Below are 26,395 nucleotides of genomic sequence, written 5' to 3' on the forward strand. Positions count from 1 at the left end.
ATGGATCCAAAAGACATTAAAAAAGAATATACCAATGGTGAAGTTACCGTTGTATGGCAATCTGGGAAATGCATTCATTCTGGAAACTGTGTTAGAAACAATCCAGATGTATTTCAACCCAAAGAGAAACCTTGGATAAAAATTGAAGGCTCTTCGACTGAAAAAATAATTGAAACCGTAAATAAATGCCCTTCGGGTGCTTTGACTTATTACAAAAACAAATAAAATGAAAAAAATTATCGCTTTTGGTGCTTCATCAAGTACTACCTCTATAAACAAACAATTGGCAGTTTATGCTGCCGAGCAATTTAAAAATGCAACTGTTGAAGTTTTGGATTTGAATGATTATGAAATGCCCATTTTTTCTATGGACAAAGAAACAGCAAATGGGATTCCAGAATTAGCCAAGGATTTTTTTGCTAAACTAGGGAGCGCTGATTTACTAGTCATTTCATTTGCAGAACACAATGGTGCATACTCTACTGCTTTTAAAAATATTTTTGATTGGACTTCGAGAATCCATTCTAAAACATTCCAAGAAAAACAAACGCTTATCATGGCAACTTCACCAGGGCCACGAGGTGGAGCTTCTGTTTTAGAAATAGCAAAAAGTCGTTTCCCTTTTCAAGGCGCAGTGGTAAAAGGAAGTTTTTCTTTACCTAGTTTCCATGAAAATTTTGACGAAAAAGAAGGAATTACAAACACCGATTTAAACAATGAATTGTTACAAATTGTACAATCAATTACGCTGTAGTTTTATTTAAAATTCCTATTTCAAAAAAATGCAATTCTATTGCAAAAGCGTTGTGTCGAGCAGCGCTTTTTTTATGTGTTGAAATTAAAGTTCGCTATATTTAGCCCTGATGGCAGCGAAAATCCTCGCAGAGATTGTAGCGAACAGCAGGAGAAGTGTACCAAAGAACAACTATTGTTGGTGCTCCTAAAAAAAATACTATTTTTGCAGTCGGTTTTGTTGTTGTAATTTAAAGAACTTAAACCTTAAACTTTAAATAAAAAATATGAAAGCATACGTATTTCCAGGTCAAGGAGCGCAATTCACAGGAATGGGAAAAGACTTATATGAAAACTCTCCATTAGCCAAAGAATTATTTGAGAAAGCAAATGAAATTTTAGGTTTCCGCATTACAGACATCATGTTTGAAGGAACTGCTGAAGAATTGAAAGAAACTAAAGTGACACAACCAGCTGTTTTCTTGCATTCGGTTATTTTAGCTAAAACATTAGGAGCTGATTTCAAACCTGAAATGGTAGCGGGACATTCATTAGGTGAATTTTCAGCATTAGTAGCTAACGGTGCTTTATCATTTGAAGACGGATTAAAATTAGTTTCTCAAAGAGCCTTGGCAATGCAAAAAGCATGCGAAATCAAACCTTCAACAATGGCAGCAGTTTTAGGACTTGCAGACAATATTGTTGAAGAAGTTTGTGCCTCAATTGACGGAGTTGTTGTGGCTGCAAACTACAACTGCCCTGGACAACTAGTAATTTCTGGAGAAACAACTGCAGTTGAAAAAGCTTGTGAAGCAATGAAAGCAGCAGGTGCAAAACGCGCATTATTATTACCTGTAGGTGGTGCTTTTCACTCCCCAATGATGGAACCAGCAAGAGAAGAACTAGCAGCGGCTATTGAAGCAACTACGTTCTCTACTCCTATTTGTCCAGTGTATCAAAATGTTACTGCAACTGCAGTTTCTGACGCCAATGAAATCAAGAAAAACTTAATCATACAATTGACTGCTCCTGTGAAATGGACGCAATCAGTACAACAAATGATAAAAGATGGGGCTACTTTATTTACTGAAGTGGGTCCCGGAAAAGTATTAGCAGGTTTGATTGGGAAAATCGACAAAGAAGCGGTTACAGCAAATGCTTAATTAATATTCAACTCCTATTTTAATTTAAAACAGGCTTCAATATCATCCTCATAAATTAATTTTTGTGAGGATTTTTTTTGTGATAATTTCTAAAAAAACTTTTTTGAGTAAAAAGTTGTATATTTAACACTCTTGTTCTTCTAAAACAATTAATTATCAAAACATTAAAAAAATGAAAAAAGTACTTTTAAGTTTAGCCCTTGTCTTGGCATTAATGACCTCTTGTAAAGAAAAAACACAAGATAAAATGGGAGAAGCCACAGAAGCTGTTGGCGACGAAATGGATGAAGCAATGGATACAGCTGCGGTCAAAATTGATGCTGCGGTTGACTCCACTAAAGTAAAAGTTGGAGAAACTCTTGAAAAAGGAGCTGCAAAAATGGATGAAGCTGGTGAAAAAATGAAAGAAGCAGTTTCAAAATAATGGAATTAAAGGCTGTCAATTGACAGCCTTTTTTATTTTAATATGGGTATCAACCTATTTTAAATCCAATGACCTCGCTTGAATAGCCGTATCTGTAAAGTCAGAAAACACCCCATCCAAACCTAGCCTATAAAAAGCTTGATATTCTAAAAGGGGGTTGTTATTGTAATCACTTAACAAACGATGGCTTTCATTTCTAAAAGTATAGGCATGCACTTGCAATCCTCTTTTATGTGCTTCATTAATTAAGCTTGTAGGCGGTAATGCCATTTTATCGGCTTCATTAATTTTACCATCGGCATTTTTATCATCTGCAATACCATCCTTATTTACGTCAGTTGCTGTATAAGGAATAATAAAAGGTTTCCAAGGACCAATTCCAGTGGCGTAGGTTTTTACAAAATCCAATCCTTTGGGCGTGATGAAAAATCCAAAATCTCTAGTATCCCCTTTTAAATACCAATCATAAGGCATTCCATCAGAAATCAATTCTCCTTTAGGTACTGAAAAAATTAAGTCCCCGTTTAAAGCAACATCTGTGCAACTTAACAACTGAATGGTTTTTACAGTTGATTTGGATCTAATGTATTGTAAGTTAGAAACTTCAAAAGATTGAACAAATACTGGAGCCTCACTATTATTCCAGCCAGCTACTTCTAATGCCGTTAATAATTTATCGGTAATAGGTAAGTTTAGCGCTTCATGAAATGAAGGGTGTTTTGTTTCTGGATAAATCCCAATGGTCCTTCCTAACTCTTTTGATTTTTGTTTTGCCAAAGCAATAACTTCTTCAAATGTAGGAATTAAATACAAGTTATTGAATTCTTGTGGCCTTTCGGCAAAAGCCTGTTTCGCACGCAATTTTTTTATCTCTGCCAAGGTAAAGTCAGACACAAACCAATCCGTTATTTGTTTTCCATCAATGTTTTTGGTTGTTTTTTTAGAAGCAAACTCGGGCATTTCTGAAACATTTGTTGTTCCTGACAACATGGGTTCATGGCGAACAACAAGGAAGCCGTCTTTGGTTACAACCAAATCGGGTTCAATAAAATCAGCCCCCATTTTTATTGCATTGGTATACCCTTCTATAGTATGCTCTGGCAAATACCCAGGCGTGCCACGGTGCCCAATAACAATTGTTTTTTCACCAGACAAAGTAAACTGTTTTTGAATTGGCATATTATTTTTTTTTACATCATAACTTTTACATGATACTATAAAAATTAAACTCAAAAACAGCATATTTTTCTTTATCATACTTCTATTTTCTAACTTTCTGTTCCCAAGCCCATGCACTAGCCATTGCTTCGTCAAGTGTTGACTCTGCTTTCCAACCTAATACATTATTTGCTTTATCCGTATTGGCAAATGCTTCGATCACATCACCCTCACGACGCGGAACAAGTTTATAAGGCAATTTTTTACCACTCCCTTTTTCAAATGAATAAATAACTTCAAGAACGGAGCTTCCTGTACCTGTTCCTAAGTTAAAAACTTCCACTTTTTCTAAATTCTTTTTATTTAACAAGCGTTGTAATGCAATAACATGGGCTTTCGCCAAATCTACAACATGTATATAATCGCGAATACAGGTTCCATCAGGAGTAGGATAATCATGACCAAAAACAGATAATTCAGTTCTGATACCCATTCCTGTTTGGGTGATAAAAGGGACCAAATTTTGAGGAACTCCAAGAGGCAACTCACCAATTTCCCCAGAAGGATGTGCACCTATCGGGTTAAAATAACGCAATAAAATAGCATTTATATTAGTAACCTTAGCTGTATCAAGAATAATTTCCTCTCCTATTTGCTTAGTATTTCCGTATGGTGACATTGCTGTTTGAACAGGAGCATCCTCCGTAATTGGCATTTTTTCGGCTTGACCATAAACAGTACAAGAAGAACTAAAAATAAAACTTGCCTCCTCTTTTTTCTCTAATTCCTGCAAAATATAGATTAGCGTACTTAGGTTATTTTCATAATACAACAATGGATTTCCAACACTTTCTCCAACTGCTTTTGAAGCTGCAAAGTGAATTACTCCTGTTATATCGTGGTGTCTATTAAAAAACGCTTGTACCTTAGTTTTATCTCTTAAATCTAACTTTTCGAATGCTGGGATTTTTCCAGTTATATTTGAAATTCCATCCAATACACTTAGTGATGTATTTGACAAATCATCTACAATTAGTACATCAAAACCTTGATTTTGTAATTCTACAACAGTATGTGAACCTATAAAACCCAAACCTCCTGTTACAAGTATTTTCATAATTTATTTTTAATTAAAATGAGAGTTCTCATTTCATTTTATAAAAAAGACGCGATAAATCGCGTCTCCATTTTGCTTATTTTAAAAACTCTAAAACACTGTCCGTAATGAATTTTATTTGTTCATCATCAAGCTCTGTATGCATCGGTAACGAAATAACTTCTTTTACCAGTTGATTTGTCACAGGAAAATCTTCTTCTTTGTAACGAACATCCATATACGCTTTTTGAGAGTGTAACGGAATTGGATAATAAATAGCACAAGGAATTCCTTTATCTAATAAATGCTGCATTAATCCATCTCTATCCGCATCTATAATGCGCAAGGTATATTGATGAAAAACATGACAATCACAAATATCACAAATGTTTGGCGCAATAATGTTTTTATGTCCTTCAAATGCTAGTGAATACTTTCTAGCTGCATCTTGTCTTGCTTTATTATATTCATCTAACAAAGGTAATTTAGCATTTAAAACAGCAGCTTGAATACTATCTAAACGGGAATTCACTCCTACTACATCATGGTGATAGCGCTCGTACATTCCGTGATTTACAATTCCACGCAATGTATGTGCTAAAGCATCATCATTAGTAAAAATAGCACCACCATCACCATAGCATCCTAAATTTTTAGATGGAAAAAATGAAGTAGCTCCAACATGACCAATAGTACCTGCTTTCTTTTTAGTACCATCCGAGAATTTACAGTTGGCACCAATCGCTTGTGCATTATCCTCTATAACATATAAATTATTTTCCTTGGCAACTGCCATAATCGCTTCCATATTGGCCGCTCGTCCAAATAAATGAACTGGTACAATTGCTTTTGTTTTTGGAGTAATGGCACGTTTTATTTCTTCAATAGAAATATTCATATTATGTAGATCCACATCTACTAAAACTGGTGTCAATTGCAACAAAGCAATTACCTCTACCGTTGCAGCAAACGTAAAATCAGCAGTAATAACTTCATCTCCTGGCTTCAAACCCAATCCCATCATGGCGATTTGCAAAGCATCCGTCCCGTTTGCACATGGAATTACATGCTTAACATCTAGATAATCCTCTAATGTTTTTTGAAATTGGTGCACTTGAGGACCGTTGATATAGGTATTTGTGTTTAAAACTTCTTGGATAGACTCATTTACAACAGCCGAAATTTTATCATATTGACTTTTTAGGTCAACCATTTGAATTTTTTTCATTTATATTTTATTAAAACCAATTCATCTAAAAATTAAAAAAAGCACAAAACACAAAAATTACTGTTTTGGGGTTAATTCTTAGCCTTATAACATTAAATTAAACTGATTAATTTGAACTTTATCAAAACTCTTAATTGCAAAAATATGAATTTAAGCACTAAGATTTAAATGATAAACAAAAGAAACTGTATTTTAGCAAAATAAAATTTCTGGTATGCTTTTTCTTTATAACATCGTGATACAAATTACGGGTCCACTGTTAAAATTTATCTCTCTTTTTAACCCAAAAATCAAACTTTTTGTCAATGGACGAGAAAACGTTTTTCAAATTCTAGAAGAACAAATCAAACCCCAAGACAAATCATTTTGGTTTCATGCGGCTTCATTAGGAGAATACGAGCAAGGAATTCCCATAATTGAAAGAATAAAAAACGAGTATCCTTTACATAAAATTGTAGTTACCTTTTTTTCACCTTCGGGATACGAAGTTCGCAAAAACAATACCATTGCCGATGTAACCGTCTATCTCCCTTTGGACACCAAGAAAAACGCGAAAAGATTCCTAGAAATTGTTAATCCAGAAAAAGCTTTTTTTATTAAATATGAATATTGGCTGAACTATTTGAGTGAATTAAAAAAACAAAACACACCCACGTATTTAATTTCAGGTATTTTCAGAGAAAACCAAATGTTTTTTAAATGGTATGGCGGTTTTTACAGAAAAGCGTTAGACAGTTTTACCTATTTTTTTGTTCAAAATGAGAAGTCCAAACTATTATTACAGCAATTAGGAAAAACTAATGTTGTTATTTCAGGAGACACCCGTTTTGACAGAGTGGCTGCTATTCTAGAAAAAGACAATACGCTACAATTTATATCCGATTTTAAAAACGATACCTTGACTATCGTTGTAGGCAGTTCATGGCCAAAAGACGAAACTCTTTTACTTGACTTTATAAATAACAACACCTTAAATGTAAAGTTCATTATTGCACCTCATAACATCAAAAAAGAACAAATAGAAGAATTAAAAAATAAGATTTCAAAAAAAGTGGTTCTATTCACTGAAATGGAAGGCAAAAATCTTTCAGATTATGATGTCTTTATAATAGACACAATCGGCATTCTAACAAAAATCTATAGCTATGCTGACATCGCTTATGTAGGTGGAGGATTTGGAAAATCTGGAGTTCACAATCTATTAGAACCAGCCACTTTTGGAGTTCCAATAGTGATTGGCCCTAATTACTCCCGTTTTGCTGAAGCAATTGCTTTAGTAAACATTGGTGGTTGCGTATCTGTTTCTAAAACAAGTGAACTTAATAGTATCTTCAAAAACCTTGTTCTTGATGAAGCTTTCAGAAGCGAACAAGGACATATTTGTAGCACTTTTGTATTAATGAATAAAGGAGCAACAAATAGCATCATGAATAACATCTCCTAAAAAAGCATGTAAAAGTGATAAAAAACGCTTTGATTATATCGCAATAAATAAGGCTATTTTTTTAATTTTTACAAAAAATAAACATCCATTAAATTTTTTAGATAATTGCCTTAGCCATTTACTTCTAATTCAGTATCCGTAAATCTTAAAACAGTACCGCTAAAGAAATAATCACAGGTCTTAATCAAGTTGATCTACAAAATCATAAACACCTCATATATAGAATACTATGACTTAATTTCTATTTACAAGATACAATAAAATCGTTTAAATCCAGTCCGAAACAACTCCATTTTTTGCTACTTCTAATTTTACAATATTTAGTAAAAAATTAAATTGCATATTATTTTAAAAAAAAATTGAAAAAATAATTTACATATCAAAAATTTTATATCTTTGCGTCGAATTAATAATTAACCTTTATATTAAATTAAGATGAAAAAAGTATTTTTAAGTTTAGCTGCTGTTGCTGTTTTGACTGTTGTATCATGTAAAAAAGCTGACGCTTCTGCTGAAGACGCTTCTGCTGTAGTTGATTCTGCTGCTGTTGTTGTTGATTCTGCTGCTGCTGTAGTTGATTCTGCTGCTGTTGTTGTTGATTCTGCTGCTGCTGTTGCTACTGAAGCTGCTGCTACTGCTACTGAAGCTGCAAAAAAATAATTAGAATTTAATTCTAAAAATTTTAAAGCCATCCGCTTAGCGAGATGGCTTTTTTATTTTATATCACTTATTTACAGTCATAAAAAAGGAGCTCTTGATTAATTAATCAAGAGCTCCTTTTTACTTTACCATAAAATTTCCCTAATCTTCAAATATAAAATCATTATTGGAGAAATCTAATATTTCTGCTTTTGAACCATATTTGACTATTTCATCAATTCCTTTTTGAACCATCAACTCTGTGGTATATTTTCTGCTAGTTGCCTTGACAACACCATCAACTACAACCCTGAAAAAGAACTTCCCTTTAGTAGTTTTAAACTTCACGTAAGAACAAGTTTCAAAAACCGACCGGATATGCTCCGCATCAGCCTCACAATCCATTCTTAATTCATATGCATTGCTAGTGAAAATTGTTTTTCCTTTTCTAGAAGTAAACTCAAATTTATAATCTCCGCTAAACCTTTTACTAATAACAAAAGAACCCATATTTTATTTAAGTGATATTTATGAATTTTCCATATAGACAAAAAAAAAAAAGCCTCTTCAAAAGAAGAGGCTTTAGTACTCAGAGCGGGACTTGAACCCGCACGAACATTGCTGTTCACTGGATTTTAAGTCCAGCGTGTCTACCAATTTCACCATCCGAGCATTATGTGGTGTCGAGCGAAAAACGGGGCTCGAACCCGCGACCTCGACCTTGGCAAGGTCGCGCTCTACCAACTGAGCTATTTTCGCATTTTCAATCGTTAAAAAGAACCGCGATACTTGTTCTGTATTGCGGATGCAAATTTAAGACATTTATTGAATTACGCAAGCCTTTTTCACAAAAAAAATCAAGATAAAAGTTAAACTTCTGATAACCTAAACTTTAAAAATAAAAAAAAAAATTACTTTCTTGTCAGCATTCTTTTTATTTCGTTTAATTTCATTAAAGCCTCCACCGGCGTTACTGTATTTATATCTAAATTTAATATCTCTTCCTTAATTTCTTCTAACAACGGATCATCTAAATTAAAGAAACTCATTTGCATTTCATCCTTGTCTGACTTAATTCCATTTAATGCTTCACTGGAATGATTCCTTTCTAATTTCTTCAAGAGTTTTTGTGCTTTCAAAATTACAATCTGAGGCATCCCTGCCATTTTTGCTACATGAATTCCAAAACTATGAGCACTTCCTCCTTTGACTAATTTTCTAATAAAAAGAACAGTGTCTTTTAATTCCTTAACTGAAACATTATAATTCTGAATCCTAGGCAATGATTCACTCATTTCATTCAGCTCATGATAATGTGTCGCAAATAAAGTCTTGGGTTTAGACGGATGTTCATGTAAATATTCTGCGATGGCCCAAGCAATTGAAATCCCGTCATAAGTACTCGTTCCTCTACCAATTTCATCCAAGAGCACCAAACTTCGATCCGAAATATTATTCAAGATGGATGCCGTTTCATTCATCTCCACCATAAAAGTAGATTCCCCCATCGAAATATTATCCGAAGCCCCTACTCTTGTAAATATCTTATCAACTATTCCCATCCTAACACTATCAGCTGGAACAAAACTTCCCATTTGCCCTAACAATACAATCAAAGCAGTTTGACGTAAAATAGCCGATTTACCAGACATATTAGGTCCAGTAATCATTATCAATTGTTGTGTTTCTCTATCTAGATAAACATCATTAGCAATATAAGGTGTCCCTACTGGCAATTGCTTCTCAATAACAGGATGCCTTCCGTTTTTAATCTCTAATTCAAAAGTTTCATCAAGAATTGGACAAACATACTTGTTTTCAATTGCTAATTGCGTAAAAGAACACAAACAATCCAACTGAGCTACTAAATTAGCATTCAACTGAACAGGCTTGATATAAGTGGTAATCCAAGCTACCAGTTGCTCGAATAATTCCGATTCTATTTTATGAATCTTTTCTTCGGCTCCAAGTATTTTAGTTTCGTATATTTTTAACTCCTCCGTAATATAACGTTCCGCATTAACTAAGGTTTGTTTCCGAATCCATTCCGGCGGGACTTTATCTTTATGGGTATTTCTAACTTCGATATAATACCCAAAAACATTATTAAATGAAATTTTTAAAGACGAAATCCCTGTTCGTTCTGACTCTCTAGCTTCAATTCCTTCTAGAAATTCTTTACCCGAAATGGATATCGCACGTAAATCATCTAATTCTTCATTAACACCTTTAGCAATAGCATTTCCTTTGGCTATAGCCACTGGCGCATCCTGATTTAAAGTAGTTTTGATTTTTTCACGTAACAATTCGCAACTATGCAAACTGTCACCAATAATCTTAACTGCTTCCTGCGGGCTTTCTAAAGCCAATTTTTTTATTGGAATAATGGCATCCAGCGACTCTTTAAGGTATACTACTTCCCGAGGCGATACTTTTCCTGCTGCAATTTTGGAAATTAAACGCTCCAAATCGGAAATTTGCTTAATTTGATATTGCATTTTCTGCAAAACCTCTTGATTCTCTTTCAAATAAGAAACTACTTGATGTCGGTTTTTTATTTTATTTCCATCTTTTAATGGCAATGCCAACCATCTTTTTAACAAACGACCGCCCATTGGCGAAAGCGTCTTATCTATAACATCCAAAAGCGTAACCGCATTGGGGTTATAACTATGATATAATTCTAAGTTACGAATGGTAAAACGATCCATCCAAACATAAGCATCTTCCGCTATTCGTTGAATCGAAGTAATATGCTGCACTCTATTGTGTTGTGTTTCAGATAAATAATATAAAATAGCACCTGAAGCTATAATCCCTTCTTTTAAATCTTCAATTCCAAATCCTTTAAGGGAAATAGTTTGAAAATGTTTCGTTAAAGTTTCTAAAGCATAATCTTCTTTATAAATCCAATCTTCCAGATAAAAATTATGAAAATCTTCCCCAAAAGTATCTCGAAATTCATTCTTATAATTTTTGGGAATTAAAACCTCCGAAGGATTGAAATTTTGTAATAACTTATCAATATACTCCGCATTTCCTTGTGCAGTTAAGAATTCACCTGTAGAAACATCCAAAAAAGAAATACCAATCGATTTATTTGCAAAATAAATTGACGCTAAAAAATTATTCGTTTTAGAATGTAATACTTCATCATTCATGGAAACTCCTGGCGTAACTAATTCTGTCACCCCACGTTTCACAATAGACTTAGTCATTTTAGGATCTTCTAATTGATCACAAATTGCTACACGAAGACCAGCCTTAACTAATTTTGGCAAATAGGTGTTAATAGAATGATGTGGAAAACCAGCTAGTGCTGTTTCAGTTGCCGATCCTGCACCACGTTTCGTTAATGTAATACCAAGGATTTTTGAAGCTCTAACAGCATCATCTCCAAATGTTTCATAAAAATCACCTACACGAAACAACAAACAAGCATCTGGATATTTCCTTTTTATGTCGTTATATTGTTTCATTAAGGGCGTTTCCTTAACTACTTTATCTTTAGCTGCCAAATTATATGTGTTTTGATATATGAGAAAAATATCAGCGAATTTAAATATTTAAATACGAATAACTAAACACTTGAAAAAAAATTAAATACTTTTAAGGAAATTTTAAGTCATTGGCATGATTTTTTCTTTAGATTTGTTAAATCAATTTTAAACTTAAAAAAATGAAAAAAATAATTTTACTAGCTATGCTGACTGTTTTAGGAGTAACTTCTTCTCAAGCACAAGAAACTACAAAAAAAATAAAAGCTACTGCAGCTAAAGTTGCAAAGGTAGATGGCGCAGGAATGGTGTTTGTTTCTGAAACTATTGATTACGGAACAATTGCTCATAATGCAGATGGAAAACGTGAGTTTGTATTTACTAATAATGGTAACAAACCATTAATTATTACAAATACTCAAGGTTCATGTGGATGTACAGTACCTTCTACTCCAAAAGAACCAATTGCTCCAGGAGCAAAAGGGGTTATTGGTGTAAAATATGCTACAGACAGAGTTGGTGCTTTTACAAAAACGGTAACAGTAACTTCAAATGCTGCAGGACAAGCTACAAAAATCCTTACTATAAAAGGTGTAGTATTAGCAGATGATGCTTCAAAAAGCTAAATTTTAAAAACATTAAAAAAAAGCTTCCCTTAACAGTGGAAGCTTTTTTTATTAGATCAAATCTTAAAAAATGAGAAAGCTAGAAAATAGTGAGTTGGAACGAAAATCAATTGAAGCTTTTAAAAAATCCGACAAAACTCCATTGATTTTAGTTTTGGATGACGTTCGCAGTTTACACAATATAGGTTCTGTATTTAGAACAGCTGACGCTTTTTTAATAGAAAAAATATATTTGTGTGGCATAACTGCTACACCTCCAAATAAAGAAATCCACAAAACAGCGTTAGGCGCAACTGATACAGTGACTTGGGAACATAATGATAATGTATTAGATGTAATTCAAAATTTAAAGAATCAAAAAGTGACAACTCTTGCCATTGAGCAAGTAGAAAGCGCCATTTTTCTTCAAGATTTCAAAGTGGAAAAAGGCGAAAAATATGCTTTAGTTTTCGGGAACGAGGTACATGGTGTCTCACAAGAAGCTGTTGCAATTTGTGATGGTTGCATTGAAATTCCTCAATTAGGAACAAAGCATTCCTTAAATATTTCTGTTAGTGCTGGAATTGTTGTTTGGGATTTATTTCAAAAAATGAATTGGCCTGCTAATTAAGAAAATAAATAATTGGTGCATTATCCTATAGTTTAATTGATTTATTATTATTTTGTCACTTATTTATGAAAAAACTATTCTTCCTTCTTGTTTTGCTTGCAAATATTACTGCACAAGCCCAATACACATCAATTCCTGATGCGAATTTTGAGCAAGCTTTAATAAATTTAGGCATTGATAATGGAACAATTGACGGAAGAGTTCTTACAACAAATATTAGTGGAGTTACTAGCATAAATCTTCAATTTGCAAACATATTTGATCTGACTGGAATAGAGGATTTTACTAGTTTGACATATTTAGCAACCAGTATAGGAAATCAATTTAACAATTTAGATATTTCAAAAAATATTAATTTACAAGTTTTGATTTGCGATCAAAACAATTTAAAAACTCTTGATGTTTCAAAGAATATTAATTTAACATTTTTAAGTTGCGAACAGAATCAATTAACAAATTTGGACGTTTCTAAAAATACAAAACTTGCGCGGTTATATTGCAAGAACAACAAACTCATTACACTGAACTTAAAGAATGGAAATGATTTAGCCCTAGACTCAACTCTAAACCCCGATTTATCTTGTATCTTAGTTGATAATGTAGCATATTACAATGCCAGTTACACTGTTTTTAAAGATTTAACTTCTCGTTTTTCAGCAACTTGTCAAACAAATATTGCTCCTATAATTACAGCGAGCGGAAATCAAATTTATTGCCCGCAAACCTCATTAAAAATTGTCACCGATGTTACAATCACAGATCCTGACGATTTCAGCACAGATGCTATTTATATCCAAATATCATCTGGATATGTCAACGGACAAGACCAATTGTCATTAGCAAATCCTTTGTCACATCCAACAATTAGTGCCATTTGGAATTTAAATGAAGGCAAACTAAAATTATCAAGCCCTATTAGCGGAACACCCGTAACATATGCAGATTTTATTGCAGCCATTAAAGATGTTGAATTCTCAAATTCCACAACCTCCCCTTCTGGAACTAGAGATTTCTCAATTAGTATTGGTCAAGCCAATTATCTCCCTAGAAATGGTCATTATTACGAATTTGTTCCTTTTTTAGGAATAAGTTGGACTAATGCAAAACTAGCTGCTGAAGGAAGTAATTACTATGGTTTACAAGGCTATCTAGCAACTATCACGTCAGCAGATGAAGCAAAAATATCTGGAGAACAAGCAGCAGGTGCTGGTTGGATTGGTGGAAGCGATGCAGAAACAGAAGGTGTTTGGAAATGGGTAACAGGCCCTGCCGTAGATCGTGTTGTATTTTGGAATGGCGCATCTAACGGCTCCACTCCTAACTTTGCATTTTGGAACACAAACGAACCCAATAACACCAACAACAATGAACATTACGCACACATTACAGCTCCCGGAGTAGGAATTAAAGGCTCCTGGAATGACCTAAGAGAATCCGGAGACCCAAGTGGGAACTACCAACCTAAGGGCTATATTGTGGAATATGGAGGCATGCCAGGAGACCCAATTCTTCAAATTTCTGCAAGTGCTAGTATAACAATTTCTAAAATAACAGGAACAATCCCTGCAACGAATTGTGGCCCTGGTACTTTGACGCTTCATGCAACAGCTTCAGTTGGAACTATCGATTGGTACGATTCTCCAACTTCAACCACTACATTACAAACAGGTAATAATTTTGACACCCCTTTATTAAATGCAACTACCACCTATTATGTGGATGCAGGATGCATTTCAACTAGAACTCCTGTTATTGCAACTATCAAAACAATACCAACAATTACATCAACGACTCCATCAATAGTTTGTGAATCTGGACCTGCAACTTTAGGAGCAGTAGCTTCGGCAGGAACAATCAATTGGTATGCCACATCCACTGGCGGAACTTCCTTGCGCACTGGGAGCTCATTTACAACTCCAAATATTAACGCAACAACAACTTATTATGTCGATGCGATTTCAGACGGATGCATAAGTCCTACAAGAACTGCTGTTACTGCAACAGTCAACGCTGCTCCTACAGTAATTGTTACAACCGCAGCATCACGATGTGACTCCGGAACTGTAATACTAGAAGCATTTGCATCGGTAGGCAATATTAATTGGTACAAAGAGTCGATTGGTGGTTCTATATTATTTACAGGAAATTCATTTTTGACTCCTAATATAGATACTACAACTACCTATTACGCTGAAGCGTTTTCTGATGGATGTCCAAGCTCCCGAATCCCAGTTACAGCAATTGTATATCCTATTTCTACTATGAACCAAGATGTTGTCTTGTGTCGAGGTGAAACGAAAATACTAGACGCATCCATTCCAAATATGACTTATTTATGGTCGCCAGGAGGAGAAACCACACAGACAATTGAAATTTCAACTATTGGTGACTACAGCGTATCCATAAGTTCCCCAACTGTTATTTCTTGTGAATCGAAAAAGAACATTAGCGTAATAGAGCATCCAGAACCTATTATTAGTTCGATTGAGGTTAATGAAAATTCAGTTACCATAGAGCTTGCAAATCCAGAAAGCTATTTCGAATATTCAATTAATGGCTTAGATTTTCAAGTTTCAAATCAATTTTATTTTATTTCCAGTGGTCAACATACCGCTTTTGTTAGAGAAAACAATGATTGCAACTTAGTGGCACAAGATTTTACCATTTTTACAATTCAAAAATATTTCACACCAAATAATGACGGTTTTAATGATGTATGGAAAATAAAAGAAATGAGCGATTATCCCAATTCAAGTGCTCAGATTTTTGATCGATATGGAAAATTAATAATAGATTTAACCTCAGTTAAATATAGCTGGGATGGCAGTTACAACACCAATCTTTTACCTGCAGATGACTATTGGTATGTATTAAAACTAGACGACACACAACCCGAAATTAGAGGTCATTTTTCGTTAAAAAGATAAATTATTATTTTTTAAACACCTTTAAACAAACACAATAGAGCTACTCATTTACTTTTACAAAAAAATAGAATACTTTTATAAAATGAAAAGCAGTCTTTTTTTTAAGTGTAGTATTCTATTGTTGTTTTTGACTTCAAAAATGACGTATGCTAATCATGCATTTTATGATTTAAAAAAAGACACACTTTCATCTAAAGAAGGAAAATTAAATTATACCATTTCAAAAAAAAAATTACCTCAAATTATAAATGTGGATTACCCATTTTAAAAGCAACTGGAAATCAAATATACTGTCCGCAGACCAGCTTAAATATTGTAACGGACTTTACTATAAATGATTCCGAAAAGACAAGCACAGAAGCTATTTATATCCAAATTTCAATTGGCTACAACGATACACAAGATTTATTATCACTTACGGGATCACATCCTTCTATTATAGCAAACTGGGATATAAATACTGGAAGACTTACCCTTACAAGTTCAAATCCAGGTTCACTTGTCTCCTATACTGAATTCATTAATGCGGTAAAAGATGTTGTATATACAAATTCCTCCTTGAAGCCAACTGGAAACCGATCCTTTTCGATAAGTGTCGATAAAGTTAGTTTTTTACCCTCAAACAACCATTTTTATGAATTTGTTTCAGGTTCTGGTCCTGCACCTAAATTTGGATTGGATTGGGGAGTTGCAAATGACTTAGCAAATGCCAAAAAATACTATGGATTACAAGGCTATTTAGTAACTATTTTATCTGCCGAAGAAAATCAATTAGCAGCAACACAACAATCAGGAACAGGATGGATAGGAGGGTCTGACATAGTTGAAGAAGGCATTTGGAGATGGATGAGTGGTCCCGAAAAAGGCATACAATTTTTTTACAATCTTGAAAGCACAATGACACCTGGAGTTTACAGATCAAACCCTCGCGGCATCGGATCAACACTCAATTATGTGAATTGGAATAGAAGTAGTCGCAATTGGTATGCTGGGATTCCTTATTACGAACCAGACAATCTATACAATATCGATAACGAAGACGAAGATTATGCAATTATTGTTGAAAATGATGGTCTTGGCACCAAGGGATCATGGAATGATATAAATTACTATGGAGAATCATACAAAGGATCCCAACAAGCCAATGGATATATTGTTGAATACGGAGGGATGCCAGGTGACCCAGAGATTTACATCGCTACAAGTACTTCTCTTATTATACCCCAAATCACTGAAACCTCAACTGATTCAAGATGTGGCACTGGTACGTTAACATTGGGGGCAACCTCCAATTTAGGGACTATTAATTGGTATGAAACCGAAAATGGCGGAACAGCAATTGCTACAGGAACTAGTTTCACCACACCCGAAATTACAAAAACCACAACCTATTATGTGGAAACAAAATATCCCTTATGTACAAAATCAGCAACTAGAACCCCTATTATCGCTACTATATTAAACATTCCAGTTATAACTACTCCGAATTCCAAATTCTCTTTATGTGGTGAAGGTGACATCACCCTCACTGCATCAGTAAGTGAAGGTACTATTTATTGGTACAGTGAACCAACAGGAAGTTCGTTGATTGGGATTGGAAATAGTTTGACTCGGTTTTTAAGTACAAATACCACATTTTATATTGAAGCCGTAAATAAAAACTGTACCACTGGAGCAAGGCTGCCAGTAGAAGTAGTTGTTTATGACTTGCCAAAATTTCAAGATCAAAACATAGTAAAATGCAAAGATGAAAAAATAACAATTGCTGGCTCTCTATACGGAGTTAAATATTTATGGTCGACAAATGAAACTACACCTACTATTGAGATAAATACACCTGGCACTTATACTGTAGCTGTTACAAGACCAGCACCAGAAAGCTGTATTCTGACCGAAACAATTACCGTTATAGAACATCCTGCACCAAAAATAAAAGAGGTGCTTATTGAGGAAAACACTATTTCGATTCAACTTGAAACTCCTGCTGACTATTTTGAATTTTCGATTGACGGAATTAATTTTCAGAGATCCAATGTTTTTCCTAAATACACTAGCGGATTGCAAACAGCAACAGTTAGAGATACAAAAAATTGCAGTATTGATAGTCAAACATTCATTACTATTATTATGCCTAAATTTTTCACACCTAATAATGACACTTTTAATGATTTTTGGGAAGTTAAAGGTTTAGAAAATTACCCCGAAGCCACCGTAACCTTATTTGATCGCTACGGAAAACTAATTACCATTTTAAATCCGTCAAACACAACATGGGACGGCACTTTTAATGGAGCTGATTTGCCTGCATCCGATTATTGGTATGTATTAAAACTAGATTCTGAAAGCCCCGAAATCAGAGGTCATTTTTCGTTAAAAAGATAAATTACGAAGCAATTTTCTTTCTAATTTCGTCTAAAATATAAAGGTAATCTTCTTGATTTTTTACAAAATCCTTGTCCGAAACATCAATAATCAAAACATTCAAATCCGTTTGTGATTTAATGTAATCCAGATAACCGCTATTAATTTTGTCCAAATAATCAGCGGGGATTTTCTGCTCGTAACTTCTTCCTCTTTTCTTTATGTTTTGCAAAAGACGTTCTGAATTTTGATACAAATAAATATAAAGGTCAGGCTTGGGCATTTCTCTATAAATAATATCAAACAAATTTCGATACAAGCGATACTCATCTTCCGCAAGGGTAATTTTCGCAAAAATTAAAGATTTAAAAATATGATAATCAGCCACCAGAAAGTCTTTAAAAAGATCAAACTGCGCTAAATCATCAGATAATTGCTGGTATCTATCCGCAAGAAATGACATTTCGAGAGGAAAGGCATATCTGTTTTGGTCTTTATAAAATTTGGGTAAAAATGGATTATCAGCAAAACGTTCTAGAACAGTTTTGGCATTAAAATCTTCGGCTATTTTTGTTGCCAAAGTCGTTTTACCCGCTCCAATATTACCTTCGAAAGCTACATAATTAAATTGTTCGAAAGAAATATTTTGCAATGGACTTTCTAAATTATGAACCACAACGCAATTACTGTCATCCGGACAATCTTGTAATAATACTGAAATCGATTTTTTCAAAATAGGATGTTCCCAATTCAAATCTAAATCCTGAATGGGCAACAATACAAATTTTCTATTTTGCATTAAAGGATGCGGAATTTGAAGCTTTTCAGAATCAATAATAATATCATCAAAAGCTATCAAATCAACATCAATAATTCGAGATTGATATCCTTTTTCATCTGTACGAATCCGACCTAACTTTTTCTCAATTTTTAATGCTTGATTAAGCACTTTATTGGCCGAATTAAAAGTATGTAATACCAATGCACAATTATAAAAAGCATCACTTTCAAAACCCCATGATGGTGTTTCATATACTTTGGAAACTTTAATAATGGTACCTATTTCTTGGTGAATTAATTCCAGACACTGTTTAATGTTTTCATGGCGATTGCCTTGATTACTACCTAGAGATAAAACGACCTGATGTTGTGATTTCATATTAAGCACAAATTAACTAAAACAATTTTAGAATAGAACTATATTTGCACAAAGTGTTAGTAACTAAATTTAGAGGTTATACATATCTTATCTGTAACATTTAGATGCTTTTTGCGACATATTAAAAAAATAAGATTATGAAGTTTTTAGGAAATGTATTAGCAACTATTGTTGGTTTGTTTGTCTTTTTTATGTTGTTTTTCTTCGGGATAGTGCTTGTTGCAGCTGTTTTTGGAGGAGAATCGGAAGCGGTAGCAATAAAAAGCAACTCGGTAATTGAATTAAACTTAGAAGATATAAAATATGATTATGCCGGAAAATATGAAGATCCTTGGATCAACATTTTTTCAGACAAAAAAAGCGTTGGTTTATCTGATGTTATTAATGCGATTGAAGTCGCTAAAAATGATAGCGACATAAAAGGGATTTCTATTTTAAATAACGAATCTTCACTGGGAATGGCTCAGAGTAAAGAATTAAGAGATGAGTTAGAAAGCTTTAAAAAATCAGGGAAATTTGTTATGGCTTATGCCAATTCCTATACGCAAAAAGAATATTACTTAAACTCCGTTGCTAATACGATTTACTTAAATCCAGTAGGCGACATGGATTTCAAAGGATTATCGGCAGAACTGATGTTTTTCAAAGATTTTCAAGAAAAAACAGGGGTAAAAATGGAAGTAATACGCCATGGAAAATACAAAAGTGCAGTAGAACCTTTCCTTGAAAACAAAATGAGTGATGCCAATAGAGAGCAAACCACTGCTTTATTAAATTCAATTTGGGGTTCTGTAGTTTCTGAAATTGCTTCCAGCCGAAAAGTCTCCGTAGAAAAATTAAATGAAATTGCTAATGGTCTTCTTGCTAGAACTCCAGAAATGGCTAAAGCGCAAAAATTAATAGATGTGATTGCTTACGAAGATGTGTATCATGATGCGATTAGAAAAGCATTAAAAGTGGACAAAGACGAAGATTACAACAAAGTGAACGTTTTTGACTACGCTAAAAAAATAAAAACAACTTCCATTGTTACTGATACACAAAATAAAATTGCCATCATATATGCTCAAGGCGAAATTCAAAGTGGAGAAGGTGATGTGAATACTATTGGTGAAGGATCTATGCGTCGTTCTCTACAAGAAGCCCGAAAAAATAAAGATGTAAAAGCAATAGTACTTCGTATTGATAGTCCAGGTGGAAATGCTTTGACTTCAGATTTGATTTGGAGAGAAGTCGAATTGACTAAAAAAGTAAAACCAGTGGTTGTTTCTATGGGAAATTATGCTGCTTCAGGTGGGTATTATATTGCATGTAATGCGAACACTATTTTTGCCGAAAACAACACTATTACAGGATCTATAGGTGTTTTTGGAATATTACCTAATTTCAGTCAACTGACGAAAAAAATAGGTATTAATGTGGAACAAGTACGAACTCATGAAAATGCGTCCCGTTATAGTCCATTTGTCCCATTAGACGAAAAATTTAAAGCGGTTACTCTTGAAGGTGTAGAACATATCTACAATACATTTGTTACTCATGTAGCCGAAGGACGTAAAATGACTTTCGAACAAGTAGACGCTATTGCGCAAGGAAGAGTTTGGGCTGGATCAGAAGCCTTAAAAATTGGACTTGTAGATAAAATTGGTAGTTTGAATGATGCTATCAAAGAAGCAGCGAAGTTAAGTAAAACACAAAAATATGGTACTCAAAACTATCCTGAGTACAAGAAAGATTTTAATGATCTATTATCTAGTCTACCGTTTGCACAATCAAAAGTAAACTTCATAAAAGAGGAAATAGGCGAAGAAAATTATATGCTAATGGAACAAGTAAAAAGATTTCAAGAACAAAAAGGAGTGCAAGCCATGATGCCATTTGAAATTAATATAAAATAATAATATACATTTATCTTAATCCGTCTCGTTTAACTACCAGACGGATTTTTTTTATATTTATAGGACTTAAAACCAAACTACTGCTAACAAAAAAGATATAACTTATTATGAAAATATTATAAATTATCTTAGCCCTAATACGCTATTTTTGTAAATAAATTACGGCAACATTTTTGTACTACAAATAAAAATAAACAGCAAACCTTATGTTAAAGAAAATATTAAAAATCGTTGGAATCATAATGCTTTTAATAGTGGCATCTCTTTTTGCTATTCCTTATTTCTTTAAGGATCAAATAAAGGCTAAAATTACTGATGCTATAAATGAAAAAGTAGATGCCAAAGTTTCCTTTGCGGATGCTGATTTGAGTTTGTTTAAAAACTTCCCGAATGCAAATGTTACATTAAATAAGCTGGTTATTATCAACAAAGCTCCGTTTGAAGGAGATACTTTAATCTCATTGGGAGAATTGAATTTAAAAATGTCAATCAAAGAACTTTTTAAAGGCAAGAATGAAGCGATGGAAATCCAAGGAATAACTTCCAAAAATGGTTTGATAAACATTCTATTTAATAAAGATGGAATAGGCAACTACGATATTGCTATAAAAGACAATTCTAAAACTGATTCGAAAAGTAGTCCCTTAGCTTTAAATATTCAAAATTATAAAATTGAAAATTTCAAGTTCAAATACTTTGATGAATCGTCCAAAATTAAAATGGTTATCGATAGTTTAAACCATGAAGGAACAGGTGATTTTGCAGCTCAAAAATTAGACTTAGTAACAAAGTCTACAGCCAAGGTATCTCTTGATATGGATAAAGTCAATTACATGAATAAAGTTCCTTTGACATTGGACGCTGTTCTAGGAATTGATCTAGATAAAAGCAAATATACTTTTAAGGAAAATAAAGCTTTAATCAATCAATTACCATTAGAGTTTGATGGATTTATTCAACTTGTAGATGCTGGACAGGAATATGATTTAAAATTCAAAACCCCAACTTCATCATTCAAAAATTTCTTAGGAATAATACCTGCTGCTTATGCTGCCAGTTTAGACAATGTAAAAACAACTGGTGATTTTACCGTGACTGGTTTTGCCAAAGGATTATATTCAGACACAACAGTGCCTAAATTCAATGTTGAAATCGCATCAAATAATGCTTCCTTTAAATATCCAGACTTACCAAAATCAGTACAAAATATTGTAATTGACACTAAAATTATCAATGAAACAGGGGTTTTAAACGATACTTACATCAATTTAGACAAGCTATCTTTCAAAATAGATCAAGATGTTTTTAATGCTAAAGCTAATATTAAAAACGTAACACAAAATGCAATTGTGGATGCCGTACTAAAAGGGACAATCAATTTGTCCAATTTATCGCAAGCCTATCCAATTAAATTAGATAAACCCTTATCAGGAATTCTAAAAGCGGATGTGACGACAAAATTTGACATGCAATCTGTTGAAAAAAGCGAATATCAAAACATCAATAATGCTGGTACAATGAGTTTGTCTGGTTTTAAATATGTAGATGAAAACGGCAAATCAATGAATATCAGTAATGCATTAGTGCAATTCAATCCTAGTCAAGTAAATTTAAAACAATTTAATGCAACAACTGGAAAAAGTGATTTAGCTATAACGGGAGTTTTAGAAAATTTCTATGGTTTTATATTTAAAAACCAAGAATTGAAAGGGAATTTTAATTTGAATTCAAATCAATTGGCCGTAAGTGATTTTATGACACCTGAAACTAAATCAGGAACTGAAAGTAAAAAAGCAGAAGCCATGAAAATCCCTGCTTTCTTGAACTGTTCGCTTACTGCAAAAGCAAATACCGTTTTATATGATAATTTAACATTGAAAGAGGTGTCTGGAAAATTGATCGTAAAAGACGAAAAAATGACCATGGAAAATGTTAAAACGTCAATTTTTGGTGGAACAATTGGGTTGAATGGTGCCGTTTCCACAAAAGGAAAAACACCAACTTTTGAAATGAACTTAGGTTTAAATCAAGTGGATATTGCACAATCTTTTACCCAACTGGACATGTTAAAAAAGATTGCTCCAATAGCTGGTATCATTAATGGAAAATTAAACTCCACCATTAAATTAAATGGAAATCTTACAGATTCTATGAGCCCAGATTTAAAAACATTGACTGGAGATTTATTAGGACAATTGTTATCAACTACGTTAAATTCAACCAACTCTACTTTGCTAACAGCATTGGGATCTAATTTGAAATTCATTGATGTTAGTAAAATTAATTTGAATGATTTAAAAGCAGCCATTACTTTTGAAAATGGAAAAGTGAATGTAAAACCATTTGACATCAAATACAAAGACATTAAAGCAACTATAGGCGGAACGCATGGATTTGATCAAAGCATGAATTATAATTTAAAATTTGATGTTCCTGCTAAATACTTAGGAACTGAAGCCAATGCACTTATAGCTAGATTATCTCCTGCAGATGCTGCAAAAATGGAAAGCATCCCTATTAATGCTGTTTTAACTGGGAATTTCACTTCTCCAAAAATTACAACTGACATTAAAACAGCGGTTACTAATTTGACAAATCAATTAGTTCAACAACAAAAAGAGCGACTAGTAAAACAAGGAACTTCTGCTTTGACTGATTTAATCAATAAAAATAAAAAACCTGGTGATACTACAAAAACAGTTATCCCAGTTACCAAAGAAGAAATTAAAACAAAAGCTACTGAACAAGTAAAAACGAAAGCTACCGATTTACTGAATGGTTTTTTTAATAAAAAGAAAAAAGTGGTCGATACAACCAAAGTAAATTAATTAAAAACCTTATTTGAACAGTAATGAAAAAGGGGAATCTCAGCATTGAGATTCCCCTTTTTCATTTCATTATACGATTTAATTTTAAACTAAAATCTTTACCACATATCCTTCAGAACTACGGATATTAAAAACAGTTCCATCTTCAAATAAAAGATACTGCCCTTTAATCCCTGTTAATTTCCCCTGAAAACTAGGCGTTTTGTCCAGACTTAAACTTTTCACTTTTGTGGGATATTCCAACACTGGATAATGCATTTCATACAAGTCATTTTTATTCAAAAAGAAATACTCATGAACCTCTTTTGGAATCAAATTTTCTAGTTTTAAACGTTCGGCAATTAAGTCTACATGTTCCACATTATTGGTAAGCATTTTACGCCAGTTGGTTTTATCAGCATAATAATTTTTCAGCGCTACCTCCGTAATTCCAGCTAAATAGCGATTAGGTACCTCAACAATTGAAATAGCTTCATTTGCTCCTTGGTCGATCCATCTTGTAGGTACTTGAGTTTTTCTTGTCACTCCTACTTTTACTTCACTAGACAAAGCCAAATAGACTATGTGGGGTTGCAACTGTACTTTCTCTTCATAGGCCAAATCCCTATCTTCAATTCCTAAATGTGCTGTACTTAATTCGGGTTTCATAATCCAATCCCCAACCGAAGCACTGGAATAAAAACAATCATAACAACATCCTTGTCTAAATATTTTTTTCTTCTTTCCACAATTCAAACATTGATACCCTACAAAGTCAATTTCAATTTTTTTATCTAATAATTGATTGACATTTAAAAAACCGTCCTCGAAAACTAAATAATATTGAATTGGATTTCCAAATTCAGTTTGCATTTTAGTAAGTACACCTTCGTATTGCATTAAGTTTAAAGTTTAAAGTTTGATGTTTGGCAAATTTTGTTATTTTTGGTAAAGTTATCATTCATAATGCTAATTTCATAACGCCAATTTTAAAAAATGCCATTAACTATAATCAATTCGTTTGCATCTTGGGTTTTAAAACAACGAATCCATCAGATAGAACTTTTCCTGAAATACCCAAATGAGGTTCAGGAGGAATTGCTTATGAATTTAATCCATTCTTCAAAGAACACCGTTCTAGGTAAAGATTATGATTTTGCATCAATAAACTCGTACGCTACTTTTAGCGAAAGAGTTCCGGTCACTTGTTACGAAGACATCAACCCCTTAATTGAACGAACCCGAAATGGAGAACAAAATTTATTTTGGGAAACGCCCATTAAATGGTTTGCAAAATCAAGCGGAACAACCAATGCAAAAAGCAAGTTCATTCCAGTAAGTAATGAGGCATTAGAAGATTGTCATTACAAAGGAAGTAAGGATTTATTATGCCTGTATTTAAACAACAATGAGAATTCAGAATTATTTTTAGGCAAAAGCCTTCGCCTTGGCGGGAGCTCTCAGATCTATGAAAACAACAGTAGTTTTTTTGGAGATTTATCTGCTATTTTGATTGAAAATATGCCTATTTGGGCAGAATTTAGTAGTACGCCTAGCAGCAAAATTTCGCTTATGAGTGAATGGGAAACTAAAATCGCAGCAATTATAAATGAAACTAAGAAAGAAAATGTAACCAGTTTTGCTGGTGTTCCATCCTGGATGTTGGTCTTAATGAATAAAATGCTAGAGGAAACAGGCAAAGGAAATCTATTTGAAATCTGGCCTAATCTTGAAGTGTATTTTCATGGAGGTGTTAATTTTGATCCATACCGCGAACAATACCAAAAAATTCTACCTAAAAAAGATTTTAAATATTACGAAATATACAATGCTTCCGAAGGCTTTTTTGCCATTCAAGATTTGAACAATTCTAGTGATTTGTTACTGATGTTGGATTATGGAATTTTTTATGAATTTATTCCAATGGACACCTTTGGGACTCCCAATCAAAAAACCATTCGATTGGCAGATGTTGAATTGTTTAAAAATTACGCCATTGTTATTACTACTAATTCTGGCTTGTGGCGTTACTTAATAGGTGATACGGTACGTTTCACATCTTTAAATCCGTACCGAATTCGAGTGACTGGCCGAACCAAACATCATATTAATGTTTTTGGTGAAGAATTGATGGTCGAGAATACGGATCAGGCCATTGCTAAAGCCTGTTGCATTACCCATTCTGAAATAGTTGATTATACTGTTGCTCCCATATTCATGGTTGATAAAGAAAAAGGAGCTCACGAATGGATGATAGAATTTAAGAGAAAACCTACTGATATGGTTCTTTTTCAAAAAGTATTAGATGAAACTTTACAGTCTTTAAATTCAGATTACGAAGCTAAAAGACACAATAACATGACGTTAAATCCGTTAGTAATTAATATAGCTCGTGAAAATTTATTTTACGATTGGTTGAAAGACAGGCATAAATTGGGAGGGCAACATAAAATTCCTCGCTTGTCCAATCAGCGTGATTATTTAGAAGATTTAAAACAAATGCAGATTAAAGTGATCTACTAAAAATGAAAAAAGTCTTACTTTTATTAGTTAGTATTACCCTACTTGCCTCCTGCGGACCACACCGCATGCGATGTGGCGCCAGAGGAATATGCAAAGCTCCTCA

21 protein-coding genes and 2 tRNA genes are annotated in these 26,395 nt (G+C 33.5%); 14 read left to right on the forward strand and 9 right to left on the reverse strand.

Annotated features, from left to right (window positions below; translation table 11 throughout):
- From AB3G34_RS11795 to AB3G34_RS11810, 4 genes are all read left to right on the forward strand, one after another.
- Positions 1–225 carry a (4Fe-4S)-binding protein gene (locus AB3G34_RS11795; protein WP_367755178.1) on the forward strand — a complete coding sequence of 75 codons (225 nt, stop codon included), beginning with the start codon at positions 1–3 and terminating at the stop codon, positions 223–225.
- 1 nt (position 226) lies between these two features.
- A complete protein-coding gene (locus AB3G34_RS11800; RefSeq protein ID WP_369752549.1) occupies positions 227–754 on the forward strand; it encodes an NADPH-dependent FMN reductase in 528 nt (175 codons plus the stop codon).
- Between the two features lie 265 nt (positions 755–1,019).
- On the forward strand, positions 1,020–1,895 hold the full coding sequence (gene fabD / locus AB3G34_RS11805; RefSeq protein WP_367755181.1) for an ACP S-malonyltransferase: 876 nt from the start codon (positions 1,020–1,022) through the stop codon (positions 1,893–1,895).
- Between the two features lie 172 nt (positions 1,896–2,067).
- The gene (locus AB3G34_RS11810) at positions 2,068–2,319 is read left to right on the forward strand and encodes a hypothetical protein (RefSeq protein ID WP_367755183.1); all 252 of its coding nucleotides are present in this window, start codon (positions 2,068–2,070) and stop codon (positions 2,317–2,319) included.
- A gap of 54 nt (positions 2,320–2,373) precedes the next feature.
- On the opposite strand, the gene AB3G34_RS11815 is transcribed toward AB3G34_RS11810, so the two are convergent.
- From AB3G34_RS11815 to AB3G34_RS11825, 3 genes are all read right to left on the reverse strand, one after another.
- Entirely contained in the window at positions 2,374–3,498 is a 1,125-nt protein-coding gene (locus AB3G34_RS11815; protein ID WP_369752550.1) for a glycerophosphodiester phosphodiesterase, read from the reverse strand.
- An 82-nt stretch (positions 3,499–3,580) separates the two neighbouring features.
- The gene (gene galE / locus AB3G34_RS11820; RefSeq protein WP_369752551.1) at positions 3,581–4,594 is read right to left on the reverse strand and encodes a UDP-glucose 4-epimerase GalE; all 1,014 of its coding nucleotides are present in this window, start codon (positions 4,592–4,594) and stop codon (positions 3,581–3,583) included.
- A gap of 76 nt (positions 4,595–4,670) precedes the next feature.
- Positions 4,671–5,801 carry a DegT/DnrJ/EryC1/StrS family aminotransferase gene (locus AB3G34_RS11825; RefSeq protein ID WP_369752552.1) on the reverse strand — a complete coding sequence of 377 codons (1,131 nt, stop codon included), beginning with the start codon at positions 5,799–5,801 and terminating at the stop codon, positions 4,671–4,673.
- 214 nt (positions 5,802–6,015) lie between these two features.
- On the opposite strand from AB3G34_RS11825, the gene AB3G34_RS11830 reads away from it, so the two are divergent.
- Positions 6,016–7,245 carry a 3-deoxy-D-manno-octulosonic acid transferase gene (locus tag AB3G34_RS11830; protein WP_367772034.1) on the forward strand — a complete coding sequence of 410 codons (1,230 nt, stop codon included), beginning with the start codon at positions 6,016–6,018 and terminating at the stop codon, positions 7,243–7,245.
- 435 nt (positions 7,246–7,680) lie between these two features.
- Positions 7,681–7,905, forward strand: coding sequence for a hypothetical protein (locus tag AB3G34_RS11835; protein WP_367755193.1), 225 nt, complete (start codon positions 7,681–7,683; stop codon positions 7,903–7,905).
- A 141-nt stretch (positions 7,906–8,046) separates the two neighbouring features.
- On the opposite strand, the gene AB3G34_RS11840 is transcribed toward AB3G34_RS11835, so the two are convergent.
- The 4 genes from AB3G34_RS11840 to mutS all read right to left on the reverse strand — a co-directional run bounded on the left by AB3G34_RS11840 (position 8,047) and on the right by mutS (position 11,402).
- Entirely contained in the window at positions 8,047–8,394 is a 348-nt protein-coding gene (locus tag AB3G34_RS11840) for a DUF1508 domain-containing protein (RefSeq protein WP_367772036.1), read from the reverse strand.
- Between the two features lie 76 nt (positions 8,395–8,470).
- Positions 8,471–8,556: transfer RNA gene (locus tag AB3G34_RS11845), tRNA-Leu, on the reverse strand.
- 14 nt (positions 8,557–8,570) lie between these two features.
- A tRNA-Gly gene (locus AB3G34_RS11850) sits at positions 8,571–8,643 on the reverse strand.
- Positions 8,644–8,795: 152 nt separating this feature from the next.
- Positions 8,796–11,402 carry a DNA mismatch repair protein MutS gene (mutS, locus tag AB3G34_RS11855; RefSeq protein WP_367772038.1) on the reverse strand — a complete coding sequence of 869 codons (2,607 nt, stop codon included), beginning with the start codon at positions 11,400–11,402 and terminating at the stop codon, positions 8,796–8,798.
- 161 nt (positions 11,403–11,563) lie between these two features.
- On the opposite strand from mutS, the gene AB3G34_RS11860 reads away from it, so the two are divergent.
- The 5 genes from AB3G34_RS11860 (at position 11,564) to AB3G34_RS11880 (ending at position 17,926) form a co-directional block, all read left to right on the forward strand.
- Positions 11,564–12,007, forward strand: a complete 444-nt coding sequence (locus AB3G34_RS11860) for a DUF1573 domain-containing protein (protein WP_369752553.1) — start codon at positions 11,564–11,566, stop codon at positions 12,005–12,007.
- 70 nt (positions 12,008–12,077) lie between these two features.
- A complete protein-coding gene (locus AB3G34_RS11865; protein ID WP_367772042.1) occupies positions 12,078–12,617 on the forward strand; it encodes an RNA methyltransferase in 540 nt (179 codons plus the stop codon).
- 65 nt (positions 12,618–12,682) lie between these two features.
- Entirely contained in the window at positions 12,683–15,544 is a 2,862-nt protein-coding gene (locus AB3G34_RS11870; protein ID WP_367772044.1) for a T9SS type B sorting domain-containing protein, read from the forward strand.
- A gap of 82 nt (positions 15,545–15,626) precedes the next feature.
- Complete coding sequence (locus AB3G34_RS11875; protein ID WP_369752554.1) at positions 15,627–15,812, forward strand: hypothetical protein; 186 nt, start codon at positions 15,627–15,629, stop codon at positions 15,810–15,812.
- Positions 15,813–16,102: 290 nt separating this feature from the next.
- Positions 16,103–17,926, forward strand: coding sequence for a T9SS type B sorting domain-containing protein (locus AB3G34_RS11880; protein WP_369752555.1), 1,824 nt, complete (start codon positions 16,103–16,105; stop codon positions 17,924–17,926).
- A gap of 1 nt (position 17,927) precedes the next feature.
- On the opposite strand, the gene folK is transcribed toward AB3G34_RS11880, so the two are convergent.
- The gene (gene folK, locus AB3G34_RS11885; protein WP_369752556.1) at positions 17,928–19,064 is read right to left on the reverse strand and encodes a 2-amino-4-hydroxy-6-hydroxymethyldihydropteridine diphosphokinase; all 1,137 of its coding nucleotides are present in this window, start codon (positions 19,062–19,064) and stop codon (positions 17,928–17,930) included.
- 137 nt (positions 19,065–19,201) lie between these two features.
- On the opposite strand from folK, the gene sppA reads away from it, so the two are divergent.
- Together sppA and AB3G34_RS11895 are read left to right on the forward strand one after the other, a co-directional pair.
- Positions 19,202–20,962 carry a signal peptide peptidase SppA gene (gene sppA / locus AB3G34_RS11890; protein ID WP_369752557.1) on the forward strand — a complete coding sequence of 587 codons (1,761 nt, stop codon included), beginning with the start codon at positions 19,202–19,204 and terminating at the stop codon, positions 20,960–20,962.
- 206 nt (positions 20,963–21,168) lie between these two features.
- Positions 21,169–23,790, forward strand: coding sequence for an AsmA-like C-terminal region-containing protein (locus tag AB3G34_RS11895; protein WP_369752558.1), 2,622 nt, complete (start codon positions 21,169–21,171; stop codon positions 23,788–23,790).
- 84 nt (positions 23,791–23,874) lie between these two features.
- Here the strand turns inward: AB3G34_RS11895 and AB3G34_RS11900 are convergent, their stop codons facing one another.
- On the reverse strand, positions 23,875–24,669 hold the full coding sequence (locus tag AB3G34_RS11900; protein ID WP_367772054.1) for a DUF2797 domain-containing protein: 795 nt from the start codon (positions 24,667–24,669) through the stop codon (positions 23,875–23,877).
- A gap of 96 nt (positions 24,670–24,765) precedes the next feature.
- On the opposite strand from AB3G34_RS11900, the gene AB3G34_RS11905 reads away from it, so the two are divergent.
- Positions 24,766–26,292: a GH3 auxin-responsive promoter family protein gene (locus tag AB3G34_RS11905; RefSeq protein ID WP_369752559.1), complete on the forward strand. Its 1,527-nt coding sequence runs from the start codon at positions 24,766–24,768 to the stop codon at positions 26,290–26,292.
- Positions 26,293–26,395: the final 103 nt, after the last annotated feature.

Source organism: Flavobacterium sp. WC2409 (assembly GCF_041200085.1).
Taxonomy (GTDB): domain Bacteria; phylum Bacteroidota; class Bacteroidia; order Flavobacteriales; family Flavobacteriaceae; genus Flavobacterium.

Bases quoted from the DNA above. Each gene is read 5' to 3' on its own strand.
- AB3G34_RS11860 (WP_369752553.1), top strand. From the start codon at position 11,564: ATGAAAAAAATAATTTTACTAGCTATGCTGACTGTTTTAGGAGTAACT.
- AB3G34_RS11870 (WP_367772044.1), top strand. From the start codon at position 12,683: ATGAAAAAACTATTCTTCCTTCTTGTTTTGCTTGCAAATATTACTGCA.
- fabD (WP_367755181.1), top strand. From the start codon at position 1,020: ATGAAAGCATACGTATTTCCAGGTCAAGGAGCGCAATTCACAGGAATG.
- sppA (WP_369752557.1), top strand. From the start codon at position 19,202: ATGAAGTTTTTAGGAAATGTATTAGCAACTATTGTTGGTTTGTTTGTC.
- AB3G34_RS11875 (WP_369752554.1), top strand. From the start codon at position 15,627: ATGAAAAGCAGTCTTTTTTTTAAGTGTAGTATTCTATTGTTGTTTTTG.
- AB3G34_RS11865 (WP_367772042.1), top strand. From the start codon at position 12,078: ATGAGAAAGCTAGAAAATAGTGAGTTGGAACGAAAATCAATTGAAGCT.
- AB3G34_RS11905 (WP_369752559.1), top strand. From the start codon at position 24,766: ATGCCATTAACTATAATCAATTCGTTTGCATCTTGGGTTTTAAAACAA.
- AB3G34_RS11795 (WP_367755178.1), top strand. From the start codon at position 1: ATGGATCCAAAAGACATTAAAAAAGAATATACCAATGGTGAAGTTACC.
- AB3G34_RS11830 (WP_367772034.1), top strand. From the start codon at position 6,016: ATGCTTTTTCTTTATAACATCGTGATACAAATTACGGGTCCACTGTTA.
- AB3G34_RS11800 (WP_369752549.1), top strand. From the start codon at position 227: ATGAAAAAAATTATCGCTTTTGGTGCTTCATCAAGTACTACCTCTATA.
- folK (WP_369752556.1), bottom strand. From the start codon at position 19,064: ATGAAATCACAACATCAGGTCGTTTTATCTCTAGGTAGTAATCAAGGC.
- AB3G34_RS11810 (WP_367755183.1), top strand. From the start codon at position 2,068: ATGAAAAAAGTACTTTTAAGTTTAGCCCTTGTCTTGGCATTAATGACC.
- AB3G34_RS11835 (WP_367755193.1), top strand. From the start codon at position 7,681: ATGAAAAAAGTATTTTTAAGTTTAGCTGCTGTTGCTGTTTTGACTGTT.
- AB3G34_RS11815 (WP_369752550.1), bottom strand. From the start codon at position 3,498: ATGCCAATTCAAAAACAGTTTACTTTGTCTGGTGAAAAAACAATTGTT.
- AB3G34_RS11895 (WP_369752558.1), top strand. From the start codon at position 21,169: ATGTTAAAGAAAATATTAAAAATCGTTGGAATCATAATGCTTTTAATA.
- AB3G34_RS11900 (WP_367772054.1), bottom strand. From the start codon at position 24,669: ATGCAATACGAAGGTGTACTTACTAAAATGCAAACTGAATTTGGAAAT.
- galE (WP_369752551.1), bottom strand. From the start codon at position 4,594: ATGAAAATACTTGTAACAGGAGGTTTGGGTTTTATAGGTTCACATACT.
- AB3G34_RS11825 (WP_369752552.1), bottom strand. From the start codon at position 5,801: ATGAAAAAAATTCAAATGGTTGACCTAAAAAGTCAATATGATAAAATT.
- AB3G34_RS11840 (WP_367772036.1), bottom strand. From the start codon at position 8,394: ATGGGTTCTTTTGTTATTAGTAAAAGGTTTAGCGGAGATTATAAATTT.